27 protein-coding genes are annotated in these 24850 nt (G+C 69.7%); 15 read left to right on the forward strand and 12 right to left on the reverse strand.

Translation table 11 applies throughout. From position 1 onward, the window contains the following. The first annotated feature begins 21 nt into the window (after nucleotides 1–21). Together BLW81_RS19875 and BLW81_RS19880 are read left to right on the forward strand one after the other, a co-directional pair. Entirely contained in the window at nucleotides 22–1851 is a 1830-nt protein-coding gene (locus BLW81_RS19875) for an MFS transporter (protein WP_083408654.1), read from the forward strand. Beyond that, nucleotides 1848–2087, forward strand: coding sequence for a hypothetical protein (locus BLW81_RS19880; protein WP_083408655.1), 240 nt, complete (start codon nucleotides 1848–1850; stop codon nucleotides 2085–2087). Before BLW81_RS19875 ends, BLW81_RS19880 begins: the two co-directional genes overlap by 4 nt. Here BLW81_RS19880 and BLW81_RS19885 read toward each other — a convergent pair. Then, complete coding sequence (locus tag BLW81_RS19885; RefSeq protein ID WP_083408656.1) at nucleotides 2084–2974, reverse strand: cyclopropane mycolic acid synthase family methyltransferase; 891 nt, start codon at nucleotides 2972–2974, stop codon at nucleotides 2084–2086. The genes BLW81_RS19880 and BLW81_RS19885 overlap by 4 nt on opposite strands. 201 nt (nucleotides 2975–3175) lie before the next feature. Here BLW81_RS19885 and BLW81_RS19890 point away from each other — a divergent pair, with 201 nt between their 5' ends. Together BLW81_RS19890 and BLW81_RS29645 are read left to right on the forward strand one after the other, a co-directional pair. Continuing rightward, nucleotides 3176–3526 (forward strand): hypothetical protein, encoded by a 351-nt coding sequence (locus tag BLW81_RS19890; protein ID WP_083408657.1) that lies wholly within the window; start codon nucleotides 3176–3178, stop codon nucleotides 3524–3526. A 22-nt stretch (nucleotides 3527–3548) separates the two neighbouring features. Next, entirely contained in the window at nucleotides 3549–3689 is a 141-nt protein-coding gene (locus BLW81_RS29645; protein WP_173839652.1) for a hypothetical protein, read from the forward strand. 2 nt (nucleotides 3690–3691) lie between these two features. On the opposite strand, the gene BLW81_RS19895 is transcribed toward BLW81_RS29645, so the two are convergent. Continuing rightward, nucleotides 3692–4573, reverse strand: a complete 882-nt coding sequence (locus tag BLW81_RS19895; RefSeq protein WP_083408658.1) for a TIGR03854 family LLM class F420-dependent oxidoreductase — start codon at nucleotides 4571–4573, stop codon at nucleotides 3692–3694. A gap of 85 nt (nucleotides 4574–4658) precedes the next feature. On the opposite strand from BLW81_RS19895, the gene BLW81_RS19900 reads away from it, so the two are divergent. Beyond that, the gene (locus tag BLW81_RS19900; RefSeq protein ID WP_083410685.1) at nucleotides 4659–5126 is read left to right on the forward strand and encodes an SRPBCC family protein; all 468 of its coding nucleotides are present in this window, start codon (nucleotides 4659–4661) and stop codon (nucleotides 5124–5126) included. Between the two features lie 6 nt (nucleotides 5127–5132). On the opposite strand, the gene BLW81_RS19905 is transcribed toward BLW81_RS19900, so the two are convergent. Next, nucleotides 5133–5570 (reverse strand): hypothetical protein, encoded by a 438-nt coding sequence (locus tag BLW81_RS19905; RefSeq protein WP_083408659.1) that lies wholly within the window; start codon nucleotides 5568–5570, stop codon nucleotides 5133–5135. 258 nt (nucleotides 5571–5828) lie between these two features. Between BLW81_RS19905 and BLW81_RS19910 the strand changes: the two genes are divergently transcribed. From BLW81_RS19910 to BLW81_RS19920, 3 genes are all read left to right on the forward strand, one after another. Beyond that, on the forward strand, nucleotides 5829–7268 hold the full coding sequence (locus BLW81_RS19910; RefSeq protein WP_235632047.1) for a glycosyltransferase family 39 protein: 1440 nt from the start codon (nucleotides 5829–5831) through the stop codon (nucleotides 7266–7268). A 70-nt stretch (nucleotides 7269–7338) separates the two neighbouring features. Next, nucleotides 7339–7842 (forward strand): Cif family virulence factor, encoded by a 504-nt coding sequence (locus tag BLW81_RS19915; protein ID WP_083408660.1) that lies wholly within the window; start codon nucleotides 7339–7341, stop codon nucleotides 7840–7842. 43 nt (nucleotides 7843–7885) lie between these two features. Next, the gene (locus BLW81_RS19920; RefSeq protein WP_083408661.1) at nucleotides 7886–9205 is read left to right on the forward strand and encodes a cytochrome P450; all 1320 of its coding nucleotides are present in this window, start codon (nucleotides 7886–7888) and stop codon (nucleotides 9203–9205) included. Here BLW81_RS19920 and BLW81_RS19925 read toward each other — a convergent pair. Further along, complete coding sequence (locus tag BLW81_RS19925) at nucleotides 9159–10487, reverse strand: FAD-dependent oxidoreductase (RefSeq protein WP_083408662.1); 1329 nt, start codon at nucleotides 10485–10487, stop codon at nucleotides 9159–9161. The genes BLW81_RS19920 and BLW81_RS19925 overlap by 47 nt on opposite strands. A 58-nt stretch (nucleotides 10488–10545) precedes the next feature. Here BLW81_RS19925 and BLW81_RS19930 point away from each other — a divergent pair, with 58 nt between their 5' ends. Together BLW81_RS19930 and BLW81_RS19935 are read left to right on the forward strand one after the other, a co-directional pair. Then, nucleotides 10546–11184, forward strand: coding sequence for a TetR/AcrR family transcriptional regulator (locus tag BLW81_RS19930; protein ID WP_083408663.1), 639 nt, complete (start codon nucleotides 10546–10548; stop codon nucleotides 11182–11184). Nucleotides 11185–11194: 10 nt separating this feature from the next. Further along, nucleotides 11195–12298 carry an Rv2629 family ribosome hibernation factor gene (locus BLW81_RS19935; protein ID WP_083408664.1) on the forward strand — a complete coding sequence of 368 codons (1104 nt, stop codon included), beginning with the start codon at nucleotides 11195–11197 and terminating at the stop codon, nucleotides 12296–12298. Between the two features lie 4 nt (nucleotides 12299–12302). Here the strand turns inward: BLW81_RS19935 and BLW81_RS19940 are convergent, their stop codons facing one another. The 5 genes from BLW81_RS19940 to BLW81_RS19960 all read right to left on the reverse strand — a co-directional run bounded on the left by BLW81_RS19940 (nucleotide 12303) and on the right by BLW81_RS19960 (nucleotide 17547). Further along, nucleotides 12303–12992 (reverse strand): HAD family hydrolase, encoded by a 690-nt coding sequence (locus BLW81_RS19940; protein ID WP_083408665.1) that lies wholly within the window; start codon nucleotides 12990–12992, stop codon nucleotides 12303–12305. Next, nucleotides 12989–13477, reverse strand: a complete 489-nt coding sequence (locus BLW81_RS19945; protein ID WP_083408666.1) for a hypothetical protein — start codon at nucleotides 13475–13477, stop codon at nucleotides 12989–12991. The genes BLW81_RS19940 and BLW81_RS19945 overlap by 4 nt, the downstream gene beginning before the upstream one ends. 91 nt (nucleotides 13478–13568) lie before the next feature. Beyond that, nucleotides 13569–14795 (reverse strand): acyl-CoA dehydrogenase family protein, encoded by a 1227-nt coding sequence (locus BLW81_RS19950; RefSeq protein WP_083408667.1) that lies wholly within the window; start codon nucleotides 14793–14795, stop codon nucleotides 13569–13571. After that, nucleotides 14792–16120, reverse strand: a complete 1329-nt coding sequence (locus BLW81_RS19955; RefSeq protein WP_083408668.1) for a glutamine synthetase family protein — start codon at nucleotides 16118–16120, stop codon at nucleotides 14792–14794. The genes BLW81_RS19950 and BLW81_RS19955 overlap by 4 nt, the downstream gene beginning before the upstream one ends. Further along, nucleotides 16117–17547, reverse strand: coding sequence for an APC family permease (locus BLW81_RS19960; protein ID WP_083408669.1), 1431 nt, complete (start codon nucleotides 17545–17547; stop codon nucleotides 16117–16119). Before BLW81_RS19960 ends, BLW81_RS19955 begins: the two co-directional genes overlap by 4 nt. Nucleotides 17548–17706: 159 nt before the next feature. Here BLW81_RS19960 and BLW81_RS19965 point away from each other — a divergent pair, with 159 nt between their 5' ends. Both BLW81_RS19965 and BLW81_RS19970 read left to right on the forward strand, forming a co-directional pair. Continuing rightward, on the forward strand, nucleotides 17707–18453 hold the full coding sequence (locus BLW81_RS19965) for a MetQ/NlpA family ABC transporter substrate-binding protein (protein WP_083408670.1): 747 nt from the start codon (nucleotides 17707–17709) through the stop codon (nucleotides 18451–18453). Nucleotides 18454–18518: 65 nt separating this feature from the next. Next, the gene (locus BLW81_RS19970) at nucleotides 18519–19037 is read left to right on the forward strand and encodes a winged helix-turn-helix domain-containing protein (protein WP_083408671.1); all 519 of its coding nucleotides are present in this window, start codon (nucleotides 18519–18521) and stop codon (nucleotides 19035–19037) included. Between the two features lie 2 nt (nucleotides 19038–19039). Here the strand turns inward: BLW81_RS19970 and BLW81_RS19975 are convergent, their stop codons facing one another. From BLW81_RS19975 to BLW81_RS19985, 3 genes are all read right to left on the reverse strand, one after another. Next, nucleotides 19040–19435, reverse strand: coding sequence for a hypothetical protein (locus tag BLW81_RS19975; protein ID WP_083410687.1), 396 nt, complete (start codon nucleotides 19433–19435; stop codon nucleotides 19040–19042). 50 nt (nucleotides 19436–19485) lie between these two features. After that, nucleotides 19486–20604: a glycosyltransferase gene (locus BLW81_RS19980; protein ID WP_083408672.1), complete on the reverse strand. Its 1119-nt coding sequence runs from the start codon at nucleotides 20602–20604 to the stop codon at nucleotides 19486–19488. 79 nt (nucleotides 20605–20683) lie between these two features. Continuing rightward, entirely contained in the window at nucleotides 20684–21595 is a 912-nt protein-coding gene (locus tag BLW81_RS19985) for a dienelactone hydrolase family protein (RefSeq protein WP_083408673.1), read from the reverse strand. Nucleotides 21596–21613: 18 nt separating this feature from the next. Between BLW81_RS19985 and BLW81_RS19990 the strand changes: the two genes are divergently transcribed. The 3 genes from BLW81_RS19990 to BLW81_RS20000 all read left to right on the forward strand — a co-directional run bounded on the left by BLW81_RS19990 (nucleotide 21614) and on the right by BLW81_RS20000 (nucleotide 24849). Next, entirely contained in the window at nucleotides 21614–22537 is a 924-nt protein-coding gene (locus tag BLW81_RS19990; protein WP_083408674.1) for an SDR family oxidoreductase, read from the forward strand. Nucleotides 22538–22625: 88 nt separating this feature from the next. Further along, nucleotides 22626–24416, forward strand: coding sequence for an N-acyl-D-amino-acid deacylase family protein (locus tag BLW81_RS19995; RefSeq protein ID WP_173839738.1), 1791 nt, complete (start codon nucleotides 22626–22628; stop codon nucleotides 24414–24416). Then, complete coding sequence (locus BLW81_RS20000; protein WP_083408676.1) at nucleotides 24406–24849, forward strand: nuclear transport factor 2 family protein; 444 nt, start codon at nucleotides 24406–24408, stop codon at nucleotides 24847–24849. The genes BLW81_RS19995 and BLW81_RS20000 overlap by 11 nt, the downstream gene beginning before the upstream one ends. Nucleotide 24850 lies beyond the last annotated feature (1 nt).

A 24850-nucleotide genomic window follows, 5' to 3' on the forward strand; every position in this document is an offset into this window, starting at 1 on the left:
CGACGGGCGAGGAGGCTGCCGATGAGTTCAGGGGTCGAAACCGGCACCATCACCACGCAGGTCCCCGGTCGGCTCGACCGCCTGCCCTGGTCGCGATTCCACTGGCGGGTGGTGCTCGGGCTCGGCGGCGTGTGGATCCTCGACGGCCTGGAAGTCACCATGGTCGGCAACGTCGCGTCCCGGCTGACCGAGAGCGGCAGCGGAATCGAGTTGACCGCAGGCGAAGTCGGCATCGCCGCCGCCGTGTACATCACCGGCGCATGTCTGGGCGCGTTGTTCTTCGGCCAGCTGACCGACCGGCTGGGCCGCAAGAAGCTGTTCCTGCTCACGCTCGCGGTCTATCTAGCCGCAACGGTCGCAACGGCTTTCGCGTTCGCGCCGTGGTACTTCTACCTCGCGCGGTTCTTCACCGGCGCAGGCATCGGCGGCGAGTACGCGGCGATCAACTCCGCCATCGACGAACTGATACCGGCGCGGGTGCGCGGCCGCGTCGACCTCATCATCAACGGATCGTATTGGCTGGGCGCGGCGGGAGGCGCCGTCGGTGCGCTGCTGCTGCTTAACACCTCGATCTTCCCCGCCGACATCGGCTGGCGGATCGCCTTCGGCATCGGCGCGATCTTCGGCCTCGTGGTGCTGCTGGTCCGCCGCAATGTGCCGGAAAGCCCGCGCTGGCTGTTCATCCATGGCCGTGAGGACGAGGCCGAGCGCATCGTCGGGGAGATCGAACGCGAAGTCGAACGCGAGACCGGGCAGTCGCTGCCCGACCCGGAGGGCTCGCTGACCGTCCGGCAGCGCACCGCGATCTCGTTCCGGGAGATCGCCAAGGTCGCGTTCACCAAGTATCCGCGGCGGGCGGTCCTCGGCCTCGCCCTGTTCATCGGGCAGGCGTTCCTCTACAACGCGTTCACCTTCAACCTCGGCACGCTGCTGAGCAATTTCTTCGACGTCGCATCCGGTTCGGTGCCGATCTTCTATGCGGTGTGGGCGCTGAGCAACTTCGCCGGACCCATCCTGCTCGGGCGGCTGTTCGACACCGTCGGCCGAAAACCGATGATCGCGTTGGCATATCTCGGTTCGTCCGCGGTGGCGGTCGGCCTGACCGGACTGTTCGTCGCCGAGACCGGTGGCGTGTGGCTGTTCATGCTCGTACTCGGCGTGTGTTTCTTCCTGGCCTCCTCCGGTGCCAGCGCGGCGTATCTGACCGTCAGCGAGATCTTCCCGATGGAGACCCGGGCGCTGGCGATCGCGTTCTTCTATGCGGTCGGCACCGCCGTCGGCGGCATCACCGGCCCGCTGCTGTTCGGACAGCTGATCGAGTCGGGCGACCGCGGACTGGTTGCGGTGTCCTTCCTGATCGGCGCCGCGGTGATGGCGGTCGGCGGCGTCGTGGAATTGGTCTTCGGCGTCAAGGCCGAAGGCCAGAAGCTCGAGGACCTGGCGATGCCGCTGACCGCCGACGACGAGACCGGCGAGCAGGAACCCGACGCCGACGAGGAGCGCCGGGCCCGCCAGGCGCGCATCGCCGAACGCACCCGGCGCCAACGCGAACAACAGAGCCGCGCGCGCCGCTACCGGCCCGGGCCGCCGCCGGGATGGCAGGGGGCCTGGCGCGAGCCGCCGGCCCCCGGTGTGCCGGAGAGCGCGCTCGACCACGAGATCGATTCGATCGAGCGGGCGGTGCGCGAGAATGAGCCGATGACGGCGCGGGAGTTGCACCGAGCGGTCGGCGCTCGCTACTGGGGCCCAGGCGAATTCCGCAAAGCGGTGCGGGAAGCGTTGGCGGAGAACCGGATCGCGCGGCACCCACGCGGCCGGATCGGGCTGCCGCCCGGGGCGCAACAGCAATGACCGCCGCGTGCCGGGTCTTCGGGCACGATCCGACGTTCGAGGCGCAGGGCCGCACCATGCGGTGGGCGTGCCGGCGCTGCGGGCACGCGCAGGGCGCCAAGGAGTACGCCACGTCCGCTGATGCACGGCGCTACGCCGCCGCGTTCAACAAACGCGACAGCGAGGATCTCGGTAAGCGCGCGCCGCTACTCGGGTTGCTGCCCCTGCGGCTGTGGCGCGCGCTGCGCAGGCGTTAGTCGCCCTTGGCCAGGGTGAACTGGCAGATGTCGGTGTAGCCCTGGCGGAACAGGTCGGCGCACCCGGTCAGGTACTTCATGTACCGGTCGTAGACCTCTTGTGACTGGATGCGGATCGCGTCGTCCTTGCGTGACTCCAGCGCCGCGGCCCAGATGTCAAGGGTGCGGGCGTAGTGCTCGCGCAGGCGGTGGGCCCGCTTGAGGGTGAACCCGGCGCGGGCGGCGTGCTCCTCGACGACGTTCGGCTTCGGCAGGTCACCGCCGGGGAAGATCTCCTCCATGATGAACTTCGAGAAGCGCAGCAGCTTCATCGTCAAGGGCAGACCGGTGGCGGCGAATTCCTCGTCGCTCGGCTTGATGATCGTGTGCAGCAGCATCACGCCGTCGGCGGGCAGCGCCGAGTAGGCCATCTTGAAGAAGTCGTCGTAGCGGTCGCGGCCGAAGTGCTCGAAGGCGCCGATCGAGACGATCCGGTCGACCGGCTCGTGGAACTGCTCCCAGCCCTGCAGCAGCACACGCCTGCTGCGGGGGCTGTCGATGCCGTCGAGCACCTTCTGCACGTGCGCCTGCTGGTTGCGGCTCAGGGTCAACCCGATGACGTTGACGTCGTACTTCTCCACGGCCCGCTTGACGGTCGCGCCCCAGCCGCAGCCGACGTCGAGCAGCGTCATACCGGGCTCGAGTCCGAGCTTGCCCAGCGACAGGTCGATCTTGGCGATCTGGGCTTCCTCGAGCGTCATGTCGTCACGCTCGAAGTAGGCGCAGCTGTAGGTCTGGGTGGGGTCAAGGAAGAGCTGATAGAACTCGTCGGACAGGTCGTAGTGCGACTGGACGTCCTCGAAGTGAGGTTCGAGGTCCGGTGTTGAGTTCGTGGTCTGTTCTGGCACGGTGGCAGCCTCTGGCGTCATATGTGGTGGTTCGAAGCTCCGCACGGTTGGAAGCCTCCCCCGTTGCAGGGCAGTTTACGCACAGCTCCTGGGTGTCGACCTCATTGACCTGGTCAGCGCATCGCTGTCGAAGTGGTCAATTAACCCTTCGGGCCGGGCGGATCGGATGCCGCGCCGGCCGGCGGGGAGTAAGCATGGGGCATGGACATGGATCTGCGCGCGGAACTGGATCGCATCGAGGCCGACCCCGGCGCGGCACGGGTCTTCGGTCAGCCCTACGACACGGCCGACGGTACGACGGTCATCCCGGTCGCCAAGGTGCGGGCCCGCGGCGACCGGTCGGGGGCGCGTCCCGTCGGGGTGTTCGTGGTCAGGGACGGCCGGGCGCGGTGGGTGCCCGCGGTCGACGCCACCCGGATCTCGTTGACGGGCATCCTGGTCGGCCTGGTGTCGGCCACGCTGGCCGGGGTGGCGATGGTGCGTCGCCCGCCGTGGCCGGATCTGCACGGTGACATCTCGAACCATCCGCTCGGGGACCGGTTTCGCCGGTAGCCCGTCGGGTACGCCCGCGGCCATGAATACAGGACGCGACAACGGGGTCGACGGGATCGACAACGACGACCCGGACGGCGATCCCGAGATGACGCAGGACAAGGCGGTCCGCCAGCCCGACCAAGCCGAGGGCGACGACGACGCCGCCGAGACCGGCGGCTGACGTCAGTTCTGCCGTGGCGCGAGTTCTTCGACGAACCGGTCGACGAACCGCTCCATCGGGGTCGAGCCCCCGGACCGCAGCACGAACTTCGTCAGACCCGCTTCCAGGTAGGCGTCGAGTTGGCGGTGCAACTGCGACCAGTCGGCCGCGATCAGTTCCATCGGGTCGACATCCGGCCTGCGCTGCCGGACCGCCGCCAGCAGCCGCGCCGACGGCTCGCCGTCCACGACCGCCAGGTTGATCCCGAAGTGGTCCGGTTCGACTTCGCGGCCCGCTTCGGTGGCCGCCCGCTGAATCGCCTCGCGGGCCTGGCGGGCCTCGTCGGGGGTGACGAAGCTGGCGAGCCAGCCGTCGGCGAGGCGCCCGATGCGGCGGAACGCGGCCGGCGCCGATCCGCCCAACCAGATGTCGAGGGGTTTGAGCGGGCGCGGCCCCACCGCCGCGTCGGTCACTGTGTAGTACTCGCCGTCGAACGACACCGCATCGCCGTCGAGCACCGCGCGCAGCACCTGCAGCGCCTCATCGAAGACGGCGGCCCGCGCGCCGTCGGGCACCGGAAAGAGCTCGCGTTCGCCGGCGAGCGCCGGACGCAGACCGAACACCGGCAGCACCCTGCCGGGCGCGAGCGCGGCCAGCGACGCGAGCTGCTTGGCGACCAGCACCGGATGGCGGCCCGGCAGCACCGCGACCGAGGTGCCGACCTTGAGCGCGGAGGTGCGCGCCAGCGCGAACGTCATCCCGACGAACGGTTCGACGGCCTCGGAGTACACCAGTTCCGAAAACCACAGCGAATCGACGGAACGGGCCTCGAGATGGTCGACGATGCCTGCCAATTGCGCCGGGGCGGTGTCGGCGCCGAGCCCGATCCCGAATCGGATCTTCACGTCCGCTCATGCTACTGGCCGCCCCGCGGTGACGCCGTTCTGCAATGACACAGTGGACGAAACCCTCGAAGAGATCGGAGCAAAGGTGGACGGAGCGGTGACGGTGAGGATGGCGGCGCCCGCACAGCAGATCTGGGAGCTCATCGCCGATGTGCGCAACACCGGCAAGTTCTCCCCCGAGGTGATGGAGGCCGAGTGGCTCGGCGGGGCCACCGGGCCCGCGCTGGGCGCCCGGTTCCGCGGGCACGTCAAACGCAACGAGATCGGCCCGGTGTACTGGACGACGTGCGAGGTGACCGCCTGCGAGCCCGGACGCGAGTTCGGGTTCGCCGTGCTGGTCGGCGACAAGCCGGTGAACAACTGGCACTACCGGCTCACCCCGACCGACGGCGGCACCGACGTCACCGAATCGTTTCGGCTCAACGACTCGGCGCTGATGAAGCTGTTCGCCGTGTTCGGTGGTCAGCTCCGCCGGCGCCGCAACATCCGCGACATGCGCAAGACGCTGGAACGCATCAAGGCTGTCGTGGAAGCACCCGAAGCGGCGCTGTAGCGGCCGTCAGGCGACGCCGATCCCGAAGATCGGGATCCACAGGCCGAACAACCAGATGCCCCACTGGCGGAACCCGTCATCCCAGACCGGGTTCACGTCATAGCCCCAGTACTTGAACGGGCGAGGCGGCCCGCCCGCCCAGTGGTACGGCGGCGGCGGTCCCCAGCCCCACGGCGGCGGGCCCTGACGGTCGTCCCACCAGTCGTGGCGGTTGCTCGCCCACCAGGGGCCCTTGTCGTCGTGCCGGTCGTGGCCCCGGTCATGCTTGGGCCCCTTGGGCCCCTGAGGCCCGTTGCACCACGGCGGGCAGAAGTCGTTGTGGCCGGGCTTCTGCGGTGCGGGCACCGCCGGGGCCGCGGACGCGACGGCGCCGATCGGCCCGAGCCCGCCCAGTCCCAGCGCGCCGACGATCACGGCTGCGGACAGCGCTTTGTTGAGAGCCATCGGCTCCTCCTAGCGTCACTACTTGGTCTTATCGAACTACAGCACCCGCAGGTGCATCGGATATTCCGCTTCCTATGTCGGTGTCGCCCGACGGTTCGTTACAACGTATACGGTTGTCCGCCAAGCGCTTCGGTCGCCTGAAGATCCCCGGCTGGAGGCTTTGCGGGGATCGAAACCTGCGCAGGCTGCGGACCGATCGCGGGTTGCCGCGGTGACGCCTGCGGTGCGATGGCGACGAGCACACTATTGTGACCGGGCGTGGTCGCGGATCATGGTCGTCCCGTCTTCGCCTTCGCCTCGGCCCCGGTGCTGTCGATCGCCGGGGTGACAGCCGTATTGCATTGTGTAGCAGCGGTTTTGGGCAACGAGTATTGGTTCGACGAGATGTACATGGTGGCTATCGGGCGCCACCACCTGGACTGGGGTTCGGCCGACCAGCCTCCCCTGGCCCCGGCGCTGGCCGCGCTGATGGAGAGCATCGCGCCCGGTTCGATGCTCGCGATCCGCCTCCCTGTGGCGCTGGCCACGGCGGGCACGGTGGTGCTTGCCGGCCTGATCGCCCGCGAACTCGGATGTGACCGGCGCGCACAGGGATTCACGGCGGCGGCGCAGGCCACCGTCATCTGGACCGCACTGGCCGGGCACTGGCTGACTCCGTACTCGCTTGAACCCCTGCAGTGGTTACTGCTGATGTGGTTGCTGGTGCGCTGGATCCGAGTGCGCGACGACCGGTTGCTGCTGGCCTCGGGCGTCGTCGTCGGGGTCGCGGCGCTGACCAAGTTCCAGGTCGCGGTGCTGTGCGTCGTCGTGCTCGCCGCGGTGGCTGCGGTCGGGCCCCGGGACCTGCTGCGCCGGCCGCTGCTGTGGCTGGGTGCGGCGGTCGCGGCGCTGATCGCGGCGCCGACGCTGATCTGGCAGGCGAGCAACGGCTGGCCCCAACTGCAGATGGCCCCGGTGGTGGCCGGCGAAGCCGAAGCGCTCTACGCCGGCAGAGCAGGCATCGCCGTGCAACTGATCGTCTTCGCGGGCGTGGCCGGGATCGCGCTGATGCTGTACGGGCTGTGGCGGCTGCGGGACCCGCAGTTGCGCGACTACCGCTTCCTCGGCGTCACCTTCGTCGCGCTCTTCGTGCTGTTCGTGGTCACCGCCGGACGGCCCTACTATCTCGCGGGGCTGTACGCGCCGCTGATGGCGATCGGGGCGCTCGCCCTGCAGCAGCGCCGCGCCGCGGCGCCCCGCAGGCAGCGTTGGCTGGTGTGGCCGACGTATGCAGTCGGCACTGCGTTAGCCCTTGCGACACTGGCACTTTCGGTAATCGTCGTCGACGACGAAGCCGGTGAGCGGATCGCGGCGCAGACCGCGGCCGCCTACCACGGGTTGCCCGAGCACCAGCGCGAGCGCACGGCGCTGATCGGCGCGTCCTACATCCTGGCCGCCTACGCCGACGGTTACGCGCAGCGGTATTCGCTGCCCCAGGCGTTCAGCCCCAGCCGCAGCTACGGGTACTTCCCACCGCCCCCGGAGTCCTGCGACACCGCCCTGTACCTCGGACGCGACGCGGCACTGCTGCGGCCGTACTTCGCCGACGTGCGGGTGGTCGGCGACATCGGTGACGACATGCGGGCCTACCTGTTGACCGGACGCCAAGAGTCCTGGGCCGGGATCTGGTCGCAGACGCGGACTTTGACCGTGTCCTGATTCCGCCTCGGCGGCGGGGGCACCTTTGGTAGAACGGTGCCAGTTTCAGCGGCGAACGAGGGAGCCTGCGATGGGCCGGTGGTCACACGACGAGATCGACGAGGCGTTCCGCGCGTATCAGGACGTGGTCGCCGGCATCGCCACGACATGGGACTGGTCGAGTTACGCCGATCAGTTCACCGAGGACGCGACATACGTCGAGCACGCATTGGGCAACATGTCCGGCCGCGAGACGATCCGCGACTGGATCGTCTCGACCATGAACATGTTCCCGGGCAGCGAGATGCCGTTCTATCCGGTCGAGTGGTACTCCATCGACGTCGACAAGGGCTGGGTCATCAACCGCAACGTCAACACGATGAAGGACCCGGGCGACGGCAGCGTGCACGGCACCCCGGTCATCACCGTGCTCAGATACGCCGGCGACGGCAAGTGGAGTTACGAGGAAGACGCCTACAACCCGATGAACTTCCTGGTGATGGTGCAGAGCTACATCCAACGCTGCCACGAACTGGGCACCGTCTCCGACGACGCGCGCGTGTTTGCCAAGAACATGAACTGGCAGCTGTCATAACCAATCTGGCTTGTGCGGGCCGCGGTCGGCCTACTCTCGAGGCGTGAGCACGACCACCCCGCGCAGCCCCGCGGCGCATCTGGTCCGGGCGAACGGCACGCCGCCTCCGGAGGTGCCGCTCGCCGATGTCGACCTCAGTTCCTGGAAGTTCTGGCTGAGTTCGGACGATTTCCGCGACGGCGCCTTCGCCACGCTTCGGCGCGAGGCGCCGGTGTCGTTTCACGAGCCGCCCGACTACCCGGGTGTGGACGTGGGGCCGGGTCACTGGGCGATCACCCGGTTCGACGACGTCTGGTACGCCAGCAGGCATCCACACATCTTCAGTTCCAGCCCGAGCATCACCATCAACGACGCCAACCCCGACCTGTCGGAGTACTTCGGCTCGATGATCGTGATGGACGACCCGCGGCATCTGCGGTTGCGCAACATCGTCAGCCGCGCCTTCACCCCGAGGGTCGTCGCACGCACGGAGGAGTCGGTACGCAACCGGGCGCGACGCCTGGTGCAGAACATGATCGCCGAGCATCCCGACGGCACCGGTGACGTGGTCTCCGAACTGGCCGGACCGCTACCGCTGCAGGTGATCTGCGACATGATGGGCATCCCCGAAAGCGACCATCAGCAGATCTTCCACTGGACCAACGTGATCCTCGGATTCGGCGACAAAGACATCGCCCAGGACTACAACGAGTTGGTGCAGGTCGCGATCGACATCGGTGCGTACGCCACCGCGCACGCCGAAGATCGCCGGGCCCGCCCGCAGGAGGACCTCACGACGGCCCTGGTGCAGGCCGAGGTCGACGGCGAACGGCTGACCTCGGCCGAGATCGCGTCGTTCTTCATCCTGTTGGTCGTCGCGGGCAACGAGACCACCCGCAACGCGATCAGCCACGGCGTGCTGGCGCTGACCCGCTTCCCCGATGAGCGGGCCCGCTGGTGGGCCGACTACGAGGCGCTTGCCCCCACCGCCGTCGAGGAGATCGTGCGTTGGGCGTCACCGGTGATCTACATGCGGCGCAGACTGACCCAGGACTGCGAGCTGGGCGGCGTCAAGATGGCTGCCGGCGACAAGGCCACGCTGTGGTACTGCTCGGCGAACCGCGACGAGGCCAAGTTCGCCGAACCGTGGACCTTCGACGTCGGTCGCAGCCCGAACCCGCACGCGGGATTCGGCGGGGGCGGCGCGCACTTCTGCCTGGGCGCCAACCTCGCCCGCCGCGAGATCAGCGTCGTCTTCGAGGAGTTGCACCGACAGGTCCCCGACATCGCCGCCACCGAAGAGCCCGCGCGGCTGTTGTCGCCGTTCATCCACGGCATCAAGCGCTTACCGGTGTCCTGGACACCCCCGACACCACCGCGATGAGCTCGTCGCGGGTGGGCCCGGGCGGCGGAGCGGGTCGCCAACCGCTCGCATAGCGGGCCCTGGCGCGTGGTTCGCCGGCCTCCAGGCTGGCCGGCAGTGCGTCCATGCTGGCGTACGGCGCGACGACGGCGGCGAGCTCCGCATCGGCTCCGGCCGCGGCGACGATCAGATCGGACGGCAACCGCGCGCCGAGATCGACGTCCTGGCCCGACCAGCGGCGCATCCGCGCCGCGTCGGCGTAGCAATGGTCCTCGTACCAGGGCCTGATCGTGGTCTCACACCAGGTGTCGAAAGCCATTGTCGCGGAGGCGATATCGCTGCCGTGCGCGTCGAGTGCGCCGACCATCGCCCGTGCCTGCAGCAAGGCGAGCGCCACGCCGCGCCCGGCCAGCGGCGTCGTCGTGCACACCGCGTCGCCCACCGAGATGAGCCCGACCAGCGCGGGCCGCCCGGTGCTGTCGAGCTGGCCACGGTAGCTGTTGACCAGTCGGCCCCCGGGCAGCGGTGGGGACAGCGCACGGCAGCGGGCCGGGTCGACCCAGTCGGCGAGCTGCGGTATCCGCTGTACGGCGGTCTCGAACAGTTCCGGGTGCCGGAGCCGACGCAGCCGATCGTCGGTGCCGTCGTGCACGAGCGTGACCGAGAACATCGCGTTGTCGTGCAGATACGCCAGTGCCCAGTAGCGGGGAAACGCCAGCACGGTGCCGAACGGCGTCGTCGCTGCCGGCGCCGCGGTGCCGGGGCGCAGCCGGTACTGCCTGCTGACGTAGGCGGCGCCGCACGGCCGGCTGGACGCCGGCGGACGCAGCGCACGGGTGAATCGGCTGTCGCGTCCGGACGCGTCGACCACGAGATCCGCGGAATGACTCGTGGCGCCCGCCGTCACCCCGGCGGCCCGGCCGTCCGCCACGATCACCCGGTCGACGTTGCCGGTGACCATGTCGACACCGGGCTCGCGCGCCGCACAGTTCCACAGCACGCGGTCGAAGGTGGCGCGGCTGCACAGCAGACCGACCGCCCCACCCGCCCCGTCGCGCGCGATCACCGCACCCGCCGCGCGCAGCTCGCCCAGCACGTCGGGCAGTTCGGCGGCGAGCGCGTCGATGACCTGCCGGCGGAAGGTGTGGGCCTGCTCGAACTGCATGACGGCGCGCCGGTGCCACCGGCCGGACCGCGGGGGTCCGGGATCGCGGTCGACGACGGTGACGCGGTGCCCGCGCCGGGCCAGTGCGAGCGTGCTGAACAGCCCGGCCGGCCCGGCCCCTACCACCGCGATACGCATCGGCGCTCCCGAAATTGAGGTAACATATTGTGTAATGAATACGTCGATGGCCACCTGAATGAGTGAAGCTGTCAAGCGCACGTACTCGTCGCAGTTGCGCTCCGCGCAAGCCCGCGAGACGCGGCGCGCGATCGTGGCGGCGGCGTCGCGCCTGTTCGTCGAGTCCGGGTACGGCGCGACGACGACCGAGGCGATCGCCGAAGCCGCCGGGGTGAGCCGCAAGACGGTGTTCACCGCGGCGGGCGGCAAGGCCGACATCCTGCGGCTGGCCATCGAATGGGCGGTCGCCGGCGACGACGAACCCACCGCACTCGTCGACCGCGACGTGGTTCGCCGACTGCTGGCCGAGGCCGACCCGGTAGCGCTGCTGCGGGGCTGGGCCGCGGTCATCGCCGACATTGACGCACGCACGGCCCGGTTGCTCACCGCGCTGGAGGCGGCCGCGGCGTCGGACGCCGACGCCAGGGAACTGGCCGACCGGTTCGAGCGGCAGCGCCTGGCCGGCGCGCGCCGCGTCGTGGACCGGCTGAGTGCACTCGGTGCGCTGGGGCTCAGCCGCCGCGACGCGGTCGACCTGGCGTGGCTGTCGACCGATCCGGTGCTCTACCACCGCCTGGTGCACACGCGGGGCTGGTCGGCGCGCCGGTTCGAAAAGTGGTTGGCCGAAACCCTGTGTCGGCAGCTGCTCGGCGGGTAACCCCACAGCCATGCAATCGGAACACTTTCGCACGCTGCTGACCTCGACCGGCCCCTTCGCCTCGGTGTACTTCGACGACTCCCACAACACCGAGGACGCGGCCGCCCAGATGGATCTCAAGTGGCGCGCGCTGCGCGAACAACTCGAGCAGCAGGGCGCCGATCCGGCGGTGACCGAGAGCGTCGAACAGGCCGTCGTCTCGGCCAAGCCGCCGGTCGGCCGCAGCGGGCGTGCCGTCGTCGCCAGCCCTGACGGCGTCCTGGTCAACGAACACCTGATCCGGCCCACCGGCCCCACCGTGCGGGTCTCCGAGTTGCCGTACCTCGTGCCGCTCGTCGAGCACGGCCTCGACCGGCCGACCTACGCGGTGGTGATCGTCGACCACGAGGGCGGTGACCTCACGCTGTACCGCGAGGGCACCGCGGTCACCGACACCGTCGACGGCACCGCCTATCCGGTGCACAAGGCGGGCGGCGCCGAATCGCCCGGCTACGGTGATCCGCAGCGCGCCGCCGAGGGTGCCCGCGAGCAGAACATTCGGGCGGTGGCAAGCCAACTGACCACGCTCGTCGACGACGCCTCCCCCGAGGTGGTGTTCGTCGTCGGTGAGGTCCAGTCGCGCACCGACCTCACCGCGCAGCTCCCCGAGCGGGTCACCGATCTGCTCGTCGATCTGAACGTCGGCGCACGGCACAGCGGCTTCGACGACGCCGACCTGCGCCACGAGATCGACCAGGAGTTCCAGCGGCGGCGGGTCGCGGCGATCGACGATGCGGCACAACGCTTCACGGCCGAGAAGGGCCGCGGCGAGGGACTGGCCACCGAGGGGCTGGACGGCGTCACCGCCGCGTTGCGGGCCGGTGCGGTCGAGACGCTGATCATCGGCGACGTCGGCGATGCGACGGTGGTGGCCGGCGACGACCTGTCGACGATCGCGCCGAACGCCAACGTGTTGTCCGAACTCGGCACCGCGCCGACACGCACGCTGCGGGTCGACGAGGCGCTGCCGATGGCGGCGATCTCGACCGGCGCCGCGTTGATCCGCACCGACGAGCGCATCGACCCTGCCGACGGTGTGGCTGCGATCCTGCGGTACGCGCTGCCCCGGTCGTGAGGGCTTAGCGGGCGCCGACGATGTTGGCCAGCGCCGCGATCGGGGTGTCGTCGAGGTGCTGGCACAACTCCTTCGGATGTTCGAAAACCCGTTGAGCGCCTGCGGTTTCCAGCTCGTCGCGGGACACTCCCCCGCTGAGCACGCCGAGGCTGTCGACACCGGCCCGCGCGCACGCCTCCATGTCCCACACCGAGTCGCCGACGAACACGGCGTGCGCGGCGACCACACCCGCCCGCTCGAGCGCGACGTTGACGATGTCGGGTTTGGGCTTGGCGGTGTCGACGTCCTCCGATGACGTCACCGCGGACACCAGGTGGTCGCTGTCGAGCACCTCACGCAGCACCGCGAGTTCGTCCTCGGGCGCCGAGGTCGCCAGCACGACCTGGACACCGAGTTTGTGCACGGCCTCGAGCAATTCCCGCGCACCGGGCAGGCGCTTGAGGTATGGCGCCGACTCCTTGTAGTAGCGCGAGTGCAGATCCTTGGCCTGTTCTCGGGTGGCGGTGTCGGCGTCCGGTGTCAACGTCTCGACCAGAGTGGTGCCGTCCATGCCGATGAGCCGGTGGATCCGCCACGCCTCGACCGCGCACCCCGCCTCCTGGAAGGCGCGGTACCACGCGTGCACGTGCAGGTAGTTCGAATCGACCAGCGTGCCGTCGATGTCGAACAGCACCGCGGCGCCCTGGCCGGTCACGGGCGCCGGTGCTCCACCGGCGTGCCCGGCGCCTTGGTGAGCGAGTCATACCCCGTCTGCTCGTACCCTGTCTGTCCGCTGCCGGCCTGCCCGCGGACCGCGTCCGGCCCCTGGGCATCGGCCTTCTGGCCGTGGTCGTTGACGCGGGGATCGAGCGCGTCGGCACGCGCCCGCTGCTCGTCGAGTTCGTCGCGCTTGGTGTTCACGGCGTCGCGGTGCGTACGAGCGGCGTCCTGCAGCCGGGCGGCCTCGGCGGCCTTGGCCTCGGCTTCGGCCTGCGCGGCGCGGGCGCGGGCTTCGGTCTCCTGCGCGACGGTTTCGCGCTTCTCGACGTGCTGCGACTTCTGGTCGACCTCGGCGCGGAGCCGCTCGGCCTCCACCCGGCGCCGTTCGGTGCGTGCCCGCCGGGCCAGGTAGGCCACCAGGGCGATGGCCACGATCGCCGCTATCGCGACCACGATCCACACGATGACGTTGTTATCCATGTCGGCTCCTTCGCTCGGTCGAGCCGGCTCATTGACGAACCCGCTAATTCGGCGTGTGCCCCGGCAGGCGACCGGTTAAACGAGCACCGGTTCAGAAGTAGCCGTTGGCCGCCGGCCACACGCCGTTGACGGCGTAGTTCCCGGCGGCGTACGCCTTGTACGACAGCGGGCTGTGGCTGGCGATCGTGCGGACGTTGCGCCAGTGCCGGTCGAGGTTCAGGGTCCGAGCCGTGGCCGACGCTCCCCCGGTGTCGAACAACCGCTCGGCCGCTGCGAGTGCCAGCCGCTCGCTGATCAGTTGGGCCTTGGCGACCGTCACCGCCAGCTCGGCGAGCGCGTCCGGGTCGTCCTGGCTGTGCGTGTCGACCAGCGCGTCGATCGCCTCGGCGGCGCTGAGCACGATCGCCTCGGCGGCGGCCGCCTCGGCGGTGATGGTGCCGACGGCCTGCAGCACGAACGGGTCCCCCGATGCGGAGTCGGCCAGCGAATGCGCGGCCGGGCGTGCCCTGGTGCGCACGAACGTCACCGCATCGTCGGCGACCGCGTGCGCGATCCCCGCAGTGACCGCCGCCAGGTACAACTGCAAGAACGCCGTGCCGTGGCCCAGGTGCCTGCCGTCGGACACCGTCGTCACCTCGGTCGGGTGCACCACCACGTCGGTGAACCGGGTGCCGCCGCTGGCCGTCGCGCGCTGCCCGAAACCGTCCCAGTCGTCGTAGAGATCGACGCCGTCCCGGTTGGCCGGGATGATCGCCTGCAGGTCCCTGCCGTCGGCGTCGACCGCGGACACCGCGATGAGATCGGCGAACAGGGTTCCGGTGGAATAGAACTTGTACCCGTTGAGCCGCAGCACCCCGTCGGCGTCGGCGATGACGCGAGTTTCTGCACTCGACGGCGATTTGCCGTTGCCGTCGGTGATGGCGTTGCCGAACACCTGGCCCGCGATGATCTGCGGGAACCAGCGCTGCCGTTCATCTTCGGTCGCGCGGTTGCTCAACAGCCGTTCGGCGAACCCGAAGTGCGGCCGAAGTGCCTGCGCCACATTGGAACTGCCGCGGGCGATCTGGATGACGGCGGCAATCACCTGTCGTGCGCCTGCGCCGGGCCCGCCGTAACGGACCGGCACCCGCAGCCCGAGCAGGCCGGCGCGGCGCAGCCGTCCGACGGCGTCGACCTGCAGCACCCGATCGCGCTCGGCGGCGGCGTCGGCGTGCCGGAGGTCGGCGACGATCTGCGGCAGCCGCGCCAGCCGGTCGTTGACCGAGCCGGCCAACGGCTCGTCGATGAACGCTGCGCGCGGCGTCACGGCGGCGGTCATGAACTGGCCAGATAGCGTCGGCGTTCCCAGTCACTGACGTGCCCGAGGTACTGCTGCCACTCGCTGCGCGCGATCGCGGCGAAGTCGTGCACGGAGTCCGCGCCGAGGATGTCGGCCATGGTGTCGTCCTGCGTCGCCAGCGCCAGTGCCACCCCCAGGGACTCCGGCAGCGGGGTGCCGGTGCCGTAGAGGTTGCCGTCGCCACGCTCGGGTGGCCGTCGGCGGCTCTCGATGCCCGCTACGACCGCCGCCAGTGCCGAAGCGACCAACCAGTACGGGTTGGAATCGGATGCGCCGCTGCGAAGTTCGATGCGGGTCGCGGCGGGATCGGCGTCGACCAGTGACCGCACCGCGGCGCTGCGGTTGTCGCGGCTCCAGCTCACGGTGGCCGGCGCGAACGAGTCGGGCGCGAACCGGCGGTAGGCATTCACCGAGTGCGCGCCGAACAGGGTGATCGACGGCAGGTGTTCGAGCAGGCCGGCGATGGCGTGCAGGGCCAGTTCGTTCTCGGCGCCGTCGACGGCCGCGAACGCGGGCGTCTCGTCGCGCCACAGCGAGATGTGTAGGTGCGCCGAGCTTCCCGAATGCTCCGAGAACGGTTTGGGCATGAAGGTGGCGAGCTTGCCGTGCTTGCGCGCCACTTCCTTGGCGGCGTACTTCAACCGGGCCGCGTCGTCGGCGGCCTCGAGCGCGTCGGTGTAGACCAGGTTGGTCTCGACCTGCCCGGGCCCGTATTCGGTCTGGATGCCCTCCAGACGGGTGAAGGCGCCCAGCGTTTCGTAGAGGTCGGTGAGCAGCGGGTCGAGTGCGTTGGCGTTCTCCAGCGAATAGGCGTGGATGTCGGGCTGGAACGGTGAGCCGTCAGGGTCGAGCAGATAGAACTCGAGTTCCACGCCGACCTTGGCGGTGTATCCGTGCGACGCGAGCCGGGCCAACACGCGCTTGAGCACCGCACGCGGGTCCAGTAGCGACGGATTGCGGTCGTGGGCAACGATATCGGCGATCACGTGGCCCGCCTGCGGCCGCCACGGCACCGCCCGGAACGTCGCCAGGTCTGGCACTGCGTAGACGTCGGGGTAGCCGCCGTCCCAGTTGGTCAGCCGCAGCGAGTCGATGACGGTGCCGTCGCTGTTCCAGCCGAGCGAGGCCTCGCAGAACGCGAACCCCACACCGCGGGCACGGTCGAGGAACTGCGCCGACGGGATGCGTTTGCCCTGTGCGTGGCCGAACGGATCACTCCAGGCCACCTCGACCTCGGTGAGTGCTCGCAGGCGCTCGATGAGTTCGCGTTCTGCGGTCGGCGCGGTGTCCAGCGTCTGGGTCATGCGTCCGCCCGCTCGCCCACCCGGGTGCCGACGACGGCCCCGGCCGCGAACGCGCCGACCAGCAGCACGATGATGATCCACGCCAGGATGCTCGAACCACCCACGAGGTCGCTGAGGTTGGTCAGGATCAGCACCAGCGACGCGGCCAGTCCGAGCAGTCCCAGCGCCGGTGCGATGCGCACGCGCCACGGCGAGTGGCCGCGACGGTCGCGGGCGAAGAACACCAGCACGGCCACCGACGTCGCGATCAGCAGCACGACGAACCCGACGGTCGTCGTACCGGCGAACCAGGTGTAGAACTGCGCGGCCGGGTCCAACCGGAACAGCGCGGCGAGCGCGATGCTGACCGCGACCACACCGGAGATCCAGAGCGACGCCCGGTGCGGCGAGCCGTGTTGTGGATGAGGGTAACTCAGCGACGCGGGCAGCACGTCGCGCTGAGCCAACGCGAACACGTAGCGCGACGCCACGTTGTGAAACGCCAGGATGCAGGCGAACAAGCTGGTGAAGTACAGCACCGTGATGATGTCGGTGCCGACGATGCCCAGGTAGCGCTGCGTGGTGTCGGCCAGGAAGGTCCCGCCGGCCTCGGTCGCCTGATGGACTGCCTGTTCGTCGCCCCAGCCGGAGATCAGCGCCCAGCTGGTGACGGCGTAGAACACCCCGATCAGCAGCAGCGCGGCGTAGGTCGCGCGCGGGATGGTGCGCTCGGGTGTGCGGGCCTCGTCGCGGAAGATCGCGGTCGCCTCGAACCCGACGTAGCTGATCATCGCGAACAGCAGCCCGATGCCCAGCGAGCCGGACACGATTGCGTTCGGGCTCACGATGCCGCTGGACAGGCCGTGGTCCCCGCCGCGCAGCACGATCACCAGGTCGAGCACCAACACAATCGCGATCTCGGCGGTCAACAGCACGCCGAGTACTCGGCTGGACAGTTCGATGTTGCGGTACCCGAGGTAGGTCGTCACCACGAACGCCGCCGCGGCGAACAACCACCACGGCAGCGTCGGGCCGCCGAACAGCTCGACCACGCTGACGCCGGCCGGGCCGAGCAGCCCGTAGACACCGGCCTCGAGCGCCACGTAGCTCAGCAGCGCGACAAACGCGATGCCGATGCCGACCGGGAAGCCCAGCGCCTTGCGCACGTAGGAGAAGAACGCGCCCGCCTCCTCGACGTACGGTGTCAGCGCGGTGAAACCGACCGCGAAGAACAGCAGCACGATGGTCGCCGCGACGAAGGTCGCCGGGAACCCGACGCCGTTGCCCGACGCCAGTCCCAGGGGGACGACGCCGCCGATGACGCCCAGCGGCGCGGCAGCGGCAACCACCATGAAGACGATCGCGGGCACCCCGAGGTTGCCGCGCAACTTCCGGGCCGGACCGGCAGGCTCTGTCAAAGCCGCTGGCGTGGTGACGATTTCGGACAACTGGCACCGTCCTTCGGTAAGAGTTACCGGCACGATAAAGATGGTTGGCCCGCGGACACCACATCTGAAGTCACCGTGAGTCCTAGCCCGTAACAATCGGACACATTCGGCTCGTGCGGACGACTTGCACAGGCTGACGGCGTCGGTAGTCTTCGGGCGATGAGCAGCTCGGTGCGCGCCGTGGCGACCAGGGGTATGCGCCCGCTGCGCGTGGGTGCCACACCGGTGCCGCACGCCGAGATCCTCGACTTCGTCCGGGAACCGTTGGCCGACTGCGGTATCGACCTGCAGATCGAGATCTTCGAGAGCTTCGAGGAGCCCAACGAACTGCTCGCCGCGGGCCGGCTGCACGCGAACTTCTTCCAATATCTGCCGTTCCTCGACGATTTCAACAGACGCACCGGCAACGCCCTGGTACCGGTGGTGCCGGTGCACATCGAGCCGTTCGGTCTGTACTCGGCGACCATTGCGGACCTCGAGGCGATCCCGGAGTTCGCGGAGGTCGCGCTGCCGTCGGATCCGGTCAACGTCGACCGGTCGCTGGTGATGCTCGACGAGCTGGGGTTGATCTCCTGTCCCCGCCGCGGGCTGGCCACCGTCACCGACATCGCGGCCAACCCCCGCCGGCTGATCTTCAAGGAGTTCGCAAGCTGGACGCTCGGCGGTGTGCGCGAGGACTTCGACGTGGTCTTCCTGTTCGGCAACCAGGCGATGGAATGGGGCGTCGACACCGGCACGGCACTGCACTGCGACCGGGCCAACGCCGCGTACGCCGAATACCTGGTGGCCAGGCCGGACAACGCCGACGGATTCGTGGTGCGCGCGCTGGCCGAGGCGCTGAACTGCGAATCGACCAGGGACTTCATCGACGCGACGTACGCCGGTCAGGTGCTGGCGGCGTTCTGAGGCCGGTTGCGCTCACGGCGAATCAAACTCTGTGCGCCCGTGCACTCGTTCGTGACAGTGATCTGGTGTACCAGTCCGCAGCCCGACCGTACTCCCCGCACGAACCTGTCCAGGTGGTGCTGGTGTTCGACGTTCCCGCGGAGTCGCCGCTGTTGGCAAGCCGCACAGCGGATCTCGCCGACGAGTACGGCCGGCTGATAGCGGCCTCGGTGCCGGGGGTGCGGGCGCGAACGGCGGTGATCGCACGGCAGGCGGTTCCGGCGGGCCCGGCGCGCCGCGAGACCGGCCTGCGCATCGACCGGGCGCGGCGCGACGTCCGCATCGACGGGCAGCCGGTGCGGCTGACCTACCGCGAGCTCGAGTTGTTGTGTTGTCTGGCCGCGTCGCCCGGCCGAACGGTGTCGCGCGCCGCCCTGATCGCGAGCGTGTGGCACGACAACCTGCCGGCTGACTCGTCGCGCACCGTGGACACCCACGTGCGGCGGGTACGCGCCAAGCTCGGGCGGTTCGCCGGGGTGCTGACCACCATCCGCGGCAGCGGTTATCGATTCGATCCGCGGCCGGACGTCCACGTCGCCGCGTGACGCTACAGCGTCGCGGTCACCGGGCCCGTCGTGCCGCAGAACGGTTGCGGCGGATTGCCTTTGGTGGCGCAGCCGCGCCCGGTGGCGACGTAGGTGGCGCCCGGCTGATAAGGCGAGTAGTACACCACCGCGGTCAACGGGCCGTTGTTCTGTCGGCAGCGCCCAGGGCCCGGACTGCCCTCCAGTTGCACGCAGGCGACCGACATGTAGGGGGTGGCGCCGTCGCAGCCTGCCGGTGCCATCGTCACGGCGACCATGTCGGTGCTGCCCACGCGGACCACATGCGGCGCCGAGAGGTTGTAGTCGCAGGGCGCGGTCTCGGGTTGGGCCGCCGCGGTCGACGGGAACATGGCCATCGCGCCGACGACGAGGGCCGCGGCCATGGTCACCCTGAGCATCCTCGAATCGTAGAGCACCACCATCCGGCGAGCGTCGCAATCGGCCGTGGCTACCGCCCGGCGCCCGCGCCGCTCAAGGCCTGCAGCATTCCGGTCGCCGCACTCGGCCAGGTGAACTGCTCGGCGCGGCGACGGGCGTCGCTGCGCCGCACCGCCTCGGGCCTGCGGATGATCGCCGCGACGGCGCCTGCGATCGCCTCGGCGGTGTTGTCGGCGGCGGCGCCGCTGTCGACGCTGAGGATCTCGGCCAGCGCCGACGTGCGCGATACCACCGCGGGGGTGCCGCACGCGAGCGCCTCCAGCGCCGCCAGCCCGAACGTCTCATGCGGGCCCGGAGCGACCGCGACGTCGGCGGTCGCGAGCATGGTCGCGACCGTGTCGCGGCAGCCGATGTAGCCGGTGAACTCCACCGGCAGACCCGCGGCCCGGCGTTGCAGCCGGTTGCGCATCGGACCCTCCCCGACGACGACCAGGGTGGCGTCGACGCCGGCGTCCCGGAGGGCCGCGACGCTGTCGATGCTGCGGTGCGCATGTTTTTCCACGGACAGGCGACCGCAGTGCACCAGCAGTGTCTGGCCCGGCCGCGCCCACCGTCGCCGCATCGACGCCGAGCGCCGGCTGGGATGGAACATGTCGAGGTCCACGCCGAGCGGCACGTTGTGCACGTTGGTGGCGTGGATCCGGTCGAACTCCTCGCGCGCGAACGTCGTCGTGCACACCACGGCGTCGTAGCTGTCGGCGGTGCGCCGGTTCGCGGCGTCGGCCACCGCCCGCGCGGCCCGCGCCGGAAGCAGCTGCCCGACCAGCCGATCGAGGCGTTCGTGCGAGATCATCACCGTCGCCACCCCGTGCCGTCGGCCCCACTGCCCCAGCGAGCGCAGGGTCAGCCGGTCGGACACCTCGATGGCGTCGGGTGCGAGTTGTTCCAGCAGCGTGGTGACCGGTCCGGGCAGCACCGCCCGGTAGCCGTCGGTAAACGGAATGCGGTGTGCCGGCAACGAGATTCGCACCACGCCAGACGCAAGCTCGTGCCGCTCGGGCCGGCTCCCGGGCACGACGAGGTACACCTCGTGCCCGCGGGCGCGGTACTCGGCGCCGAGGCGGTCGACCGCCGTGCGCAGACCACCCGACCGGGGACCGTAGAAGTTCGCCACCTGCACCACCCGCATGCGGTGAATGTGGCCGCGGCGGGTGTGCGCACACCGACTGTGCGCTGGCCGCCCGACGAACAGCGGGTGAACGGGCCGCTCAGGCGAGGTAGCGGGTGAACCAGTCCTGGACGCGCCGCCAGGCGTCGGCCGCCGCGGTGGCGTTGTAGCGTTCGCCGGTGTCGTTGAAGAACGCGTGGTTGGCGTCGGGTTCGGTGACCAGTTCGAACGTCAGGCCGGCCTTTTCCAATGCCGCCCGCGCGACGGGTTCGGTCGCGTTCACCCGCTGATCCTGTGCTGCGTAGATTCCCAGCACCGCAACGTCTTTCGAGCCGGCGAAGTCCGGGTTGTCGGGTGTCGGCCCGTAGAACGGCACCGCCGCCGCCAGGCGCGGCTCGCCCGCGGCCAGCAGCCGCCACACGAACCCGCCGCCCATGCAGAACCCGACCGCTGCGACCTTCTTGCCGGGCAGCCGCCGCTGCAGTTCGTCCACCCCGGACCTCAGGTCGGCCACCGCGTCCTCGGGCGGGATCTCCCCGAGCGCGGCCGTCGCCTCGGCGGGGTCGGCGAACGTCGCGGTGCCGCCCCGCGCCGAGAGAAGGTCGATCGCTAACGCGGAGTAGCCGATTCCCGCGAACCGGCCCGCCACCGAGCGGATGTAGTCGTTGAGCCCCTTGTTCTCGTGAGTGACGAGGACACCTCCGCGGGCGTCCGGTGCCTCGGCCCACGCGCCCTGCAGTTCGCCGCGCGGACCCGCCCAGGTGACCGGCGCGGTCGTCAGCGCGGTCTCGGAACCCGGGGGCGGCGCGCTCGTCGTCACCGCACCGCTCGAGGTGACCGGCGCCTCGGCCGTCGGCTCCTTGTTCTTGCTGCACGCGGTGAACAGTGCGGTCGCGGCGGCGGTGCCGACGCCGAGCAGCGCGAGCCGGCGCAGCGCTTCGCGCCGCGACAGCAGGCCGTCGACGTGATCGGTGGCGATTTCTTCGGCGATGTAGCGCTGCAGCGGGGTCACCTCCGCGAGTATGCACCTATGGCAGCGCCGACGGACCCCGATGCGCTACGCGGTCGGATCGCGGTCGTCGCCGGGGCAACGCGAGGTGCCGGACGCGGAATTGCGGCGGCCCTCGGCGAAGCCGGTGCGACGGTGATCTGCACCGGGCGCAGCAGCGCGGGCGGAAACCTGACCTCTGACTATGACCGGCCCGAAACCATCGAGCAGACAGCCGAACTCGTCACAGCGCTCGGCGGCACCGGCGTGCCGGTCGCGGTCGACCACCTCGACATCGCGCAGGTGCGCGCGCTGGCCGCGCGGATCGGCGGCGATTTCGGCGGCATCGACATCCTGGTCAACGACATCTGGGGCGCCGAGGTGCTCAAGGGCGCGCCGCCGACGTGGAACCGCCCGATGTGGGACCACGATCTGGCCGACGGACTGCGCATCCTGCGGCTGGGCCTCGACACCCACCTGATCACATCCCACTGCCTGCTGCCACTGATGGTCGGGCGGCCCGGCGGGCTGCTGGTCGAGGTGACCGACGGCACGGCGCGCTACAACGCCGAGCACTACCGGCTGTCGGTGTTCTACGACCTGGTGAAGTCCGCGGTCAACCGGTTGGCGTTCAGCCACGGTCACGAACTGGAACCGTTCGGTGCGACCGCCGTCGCGGTGACTCCCGGATGGCTGCGCTCGGAGATGATGCTGGACAACTATCGCGTCACCGAGGACACCTGGCGCACGGCGCTGACCCCGAACCGGCCGGACGGTCCGACCGCGCCACCCGGGTTCGCCGACTCCGAGAGCCCCCGCTTCGTCGGCCGCGGGGTCGCCGCGCTGGCCGCCGACCCGACCCGCGCCCGCTGGAACCAGCAGTCGCTGACCTCGGCCGAACTGGCGCGCGAGTACAACTTCACCGATATCGACGGGCGCCGGCCGGACGGCTGGGCCGGGGCATAACCGCACGTCACGGCCCGCTGTAGACACAATCAGAAATCTGTTCACCGATTTCGTTGACACCGCAATGTGCGGACGGTTCTATGACGTGGTGACCTACGACACGATCATCCGCAACGGCCGGTGGTTCGACGGAACGGGTGCCCCGTCAGCGGTGCGCACCCTCGGCATCCGCAACGGCCAGGTGGTGACCATCAGCGCCGACGACCTCGACGCGACCGGCTGCCCGCAGGTGATCGACGCGACCGGCCAGTGGGTGCTGCCTGGCATGCTCGACATCCACACCCACTATGACGTCGAGGTGCTCAACGGACCGGCGCTGGCCGAATCGCTGCGCCACGGCGTGACCACGGTGATGCTCGGCTCGTGCTCGCTGTCGACGGTCCACGTCGACGCCACCGACGCCGGGGACATCTTCGGCCGTGTCGAGGCCATCCCCCGCGAACACGTCATCGACGCGGTCACAGAGCACAAGACCTGGACGAACTGCGAGGAGTACATCGAGGCGCTCGAAGACCGACCGCTCGGCCCGAACGTCGCGGCCTTCATCGGGCATTCCGACATGCGTGCGGCGGTGATGGGCCTGGACCGCGCCACCCGCAAGGACGTGCGCCCGACCCGCGGTGAACAGGCGCAGATGGAACGGTGGCTGACCGAGGCGCTGCGCGCGGGGTTCGTCGGAATGTCTTCGCAGCAGCTGCTTTTCGACAAGCTCGACGGCGACGTGTGCCGGTCGCGGACGTTGCCGTCCACCTACGCCAAGCCGCGCGAGCTGCGCCGGCTCAAGTCGCTGCTGCGCCGCGCGGGCCGGATCCTGCAGTCCGGGCCCGACATTCAGAACCCGCTGAACCTCGCCTCTCAGCTGGTGCAGTCGCTGGGCATCGTCCGCAATCCGCTCAAGACCAGCCTGCTGTCGGCGGCCGACGTGAAGTCCAACCCCTACAGCATCCACGCGCTCGGGCCGGCGGCGCGGCTCATAAACCGGCTGGGCGGCAACTTCCGCTGGCAGCACCTGCCTGTGCCGTTCGAGGTGTACGCCGACGGCATCGATCTGGTCGTCTTCGAGGAGTTCGGCGCGGGTGCGGCCGCGCTGCATTTGCGCGACGAGGTCGAGCGCAACGAGTTGATGCGCGACGAGGCCTACCGCCGCCGATTCCGCAAAGAGTACGAGAGCAAGCTCGGAATCCGGGTGTGGCAGCGCGACTTCTTCGACGCCGAGATCGTCGACTGTCCCGACGCGTCGGTGATCGGTAAGTCGTTCGGTGCGGTCGGCCAGGAACGTGGCGGCCTGCACCCTGTCGACACCTTCCTCGACCTCGTGCTCGAGCACGGCCGAAAGCTGCGGTGGCGCACCACCATCTCCAACCACCGCCCGCAGATGCTCAAGAAGCTGGCCGCCGACGCCGGTGTGCAGATGGGCTTCTCGGATGCCGGCGCGCATCTGCGCAACATGGCGTTCTACAACATGGGGCTGCGTCTGCTGCGCCACGTACGGGACGCCGAACAGGCCGGCGCGCCGTTCATGTCGATCGAGCATGCCGTGCACCGGCTCACCGGCGAACTCGCCGACTGGTATCGCCTCGACGCCGGACACCTGCGCATCGGGGACCGTGCCGACGTGGTGGTCATCGACCCGGCCCGCCTCGACGAATCGCTGGAGCGCTACGCCGAGGAACCCGTCGACCGGTACGGCGGGCTGTCGCGGATGGTCAACCGCAACGACGACACGGTCACCGCGGTGCTCGTCGCCGGGCAGGCGGTCATTCTCGACGGCCGGCCCACCGAGGTCGTCGGCCGCCGGCGGACCGGACGCTTCCTGCGGGCCGCGCACAAGGCGCCCGCGATGCCCCAGCAGAAAGGTGAACTGGCCAGTGTCGGTTGAGGATCCGGTGCTCGGCATGTGGGCCGCGCTGTCGGAGCGCGATTGGGAAGCGGTCAAGACCTACCTGGCCGACGACTGCATCTACCTCGACGTGCCGGTCGGCCCGGCCGCGGCCGCGCGCGGGCCCGAAGACATCGTCAAACGGCTCAAGATCGGCCTGGAGCCGCTGGCGTCCTACGAGAACTTCACCGGCCTGATGGTCGACAACGGCGCCGACGTCATGTATGAGCACCGCGAGGAATGGCATTGGGCCAGCGGCGAATCCGCGGTGCTGAACTTTGTCAGCGTCCATCGCGTCGAGAACGGCAAGATCACGCTGTGGAAGGACTACTGGGACATGGGCGCGCTGGCCAACAACGCCCCGCCCACCTGGCTGGAGGACTTCGCCAACGCCGACATGAGCTGGATGTTCGACGCGACCGGTCTGGTCTGAA

The organism is Mycolicibacterium rutilum (assembly GCF_900108565.1).
GTDB lineage: Bacteria > Actinomycetota > Actinomycetes > Mycobacteriales > Mycobacteriaceae > Mycobacterium > Mycobacterium rutilum.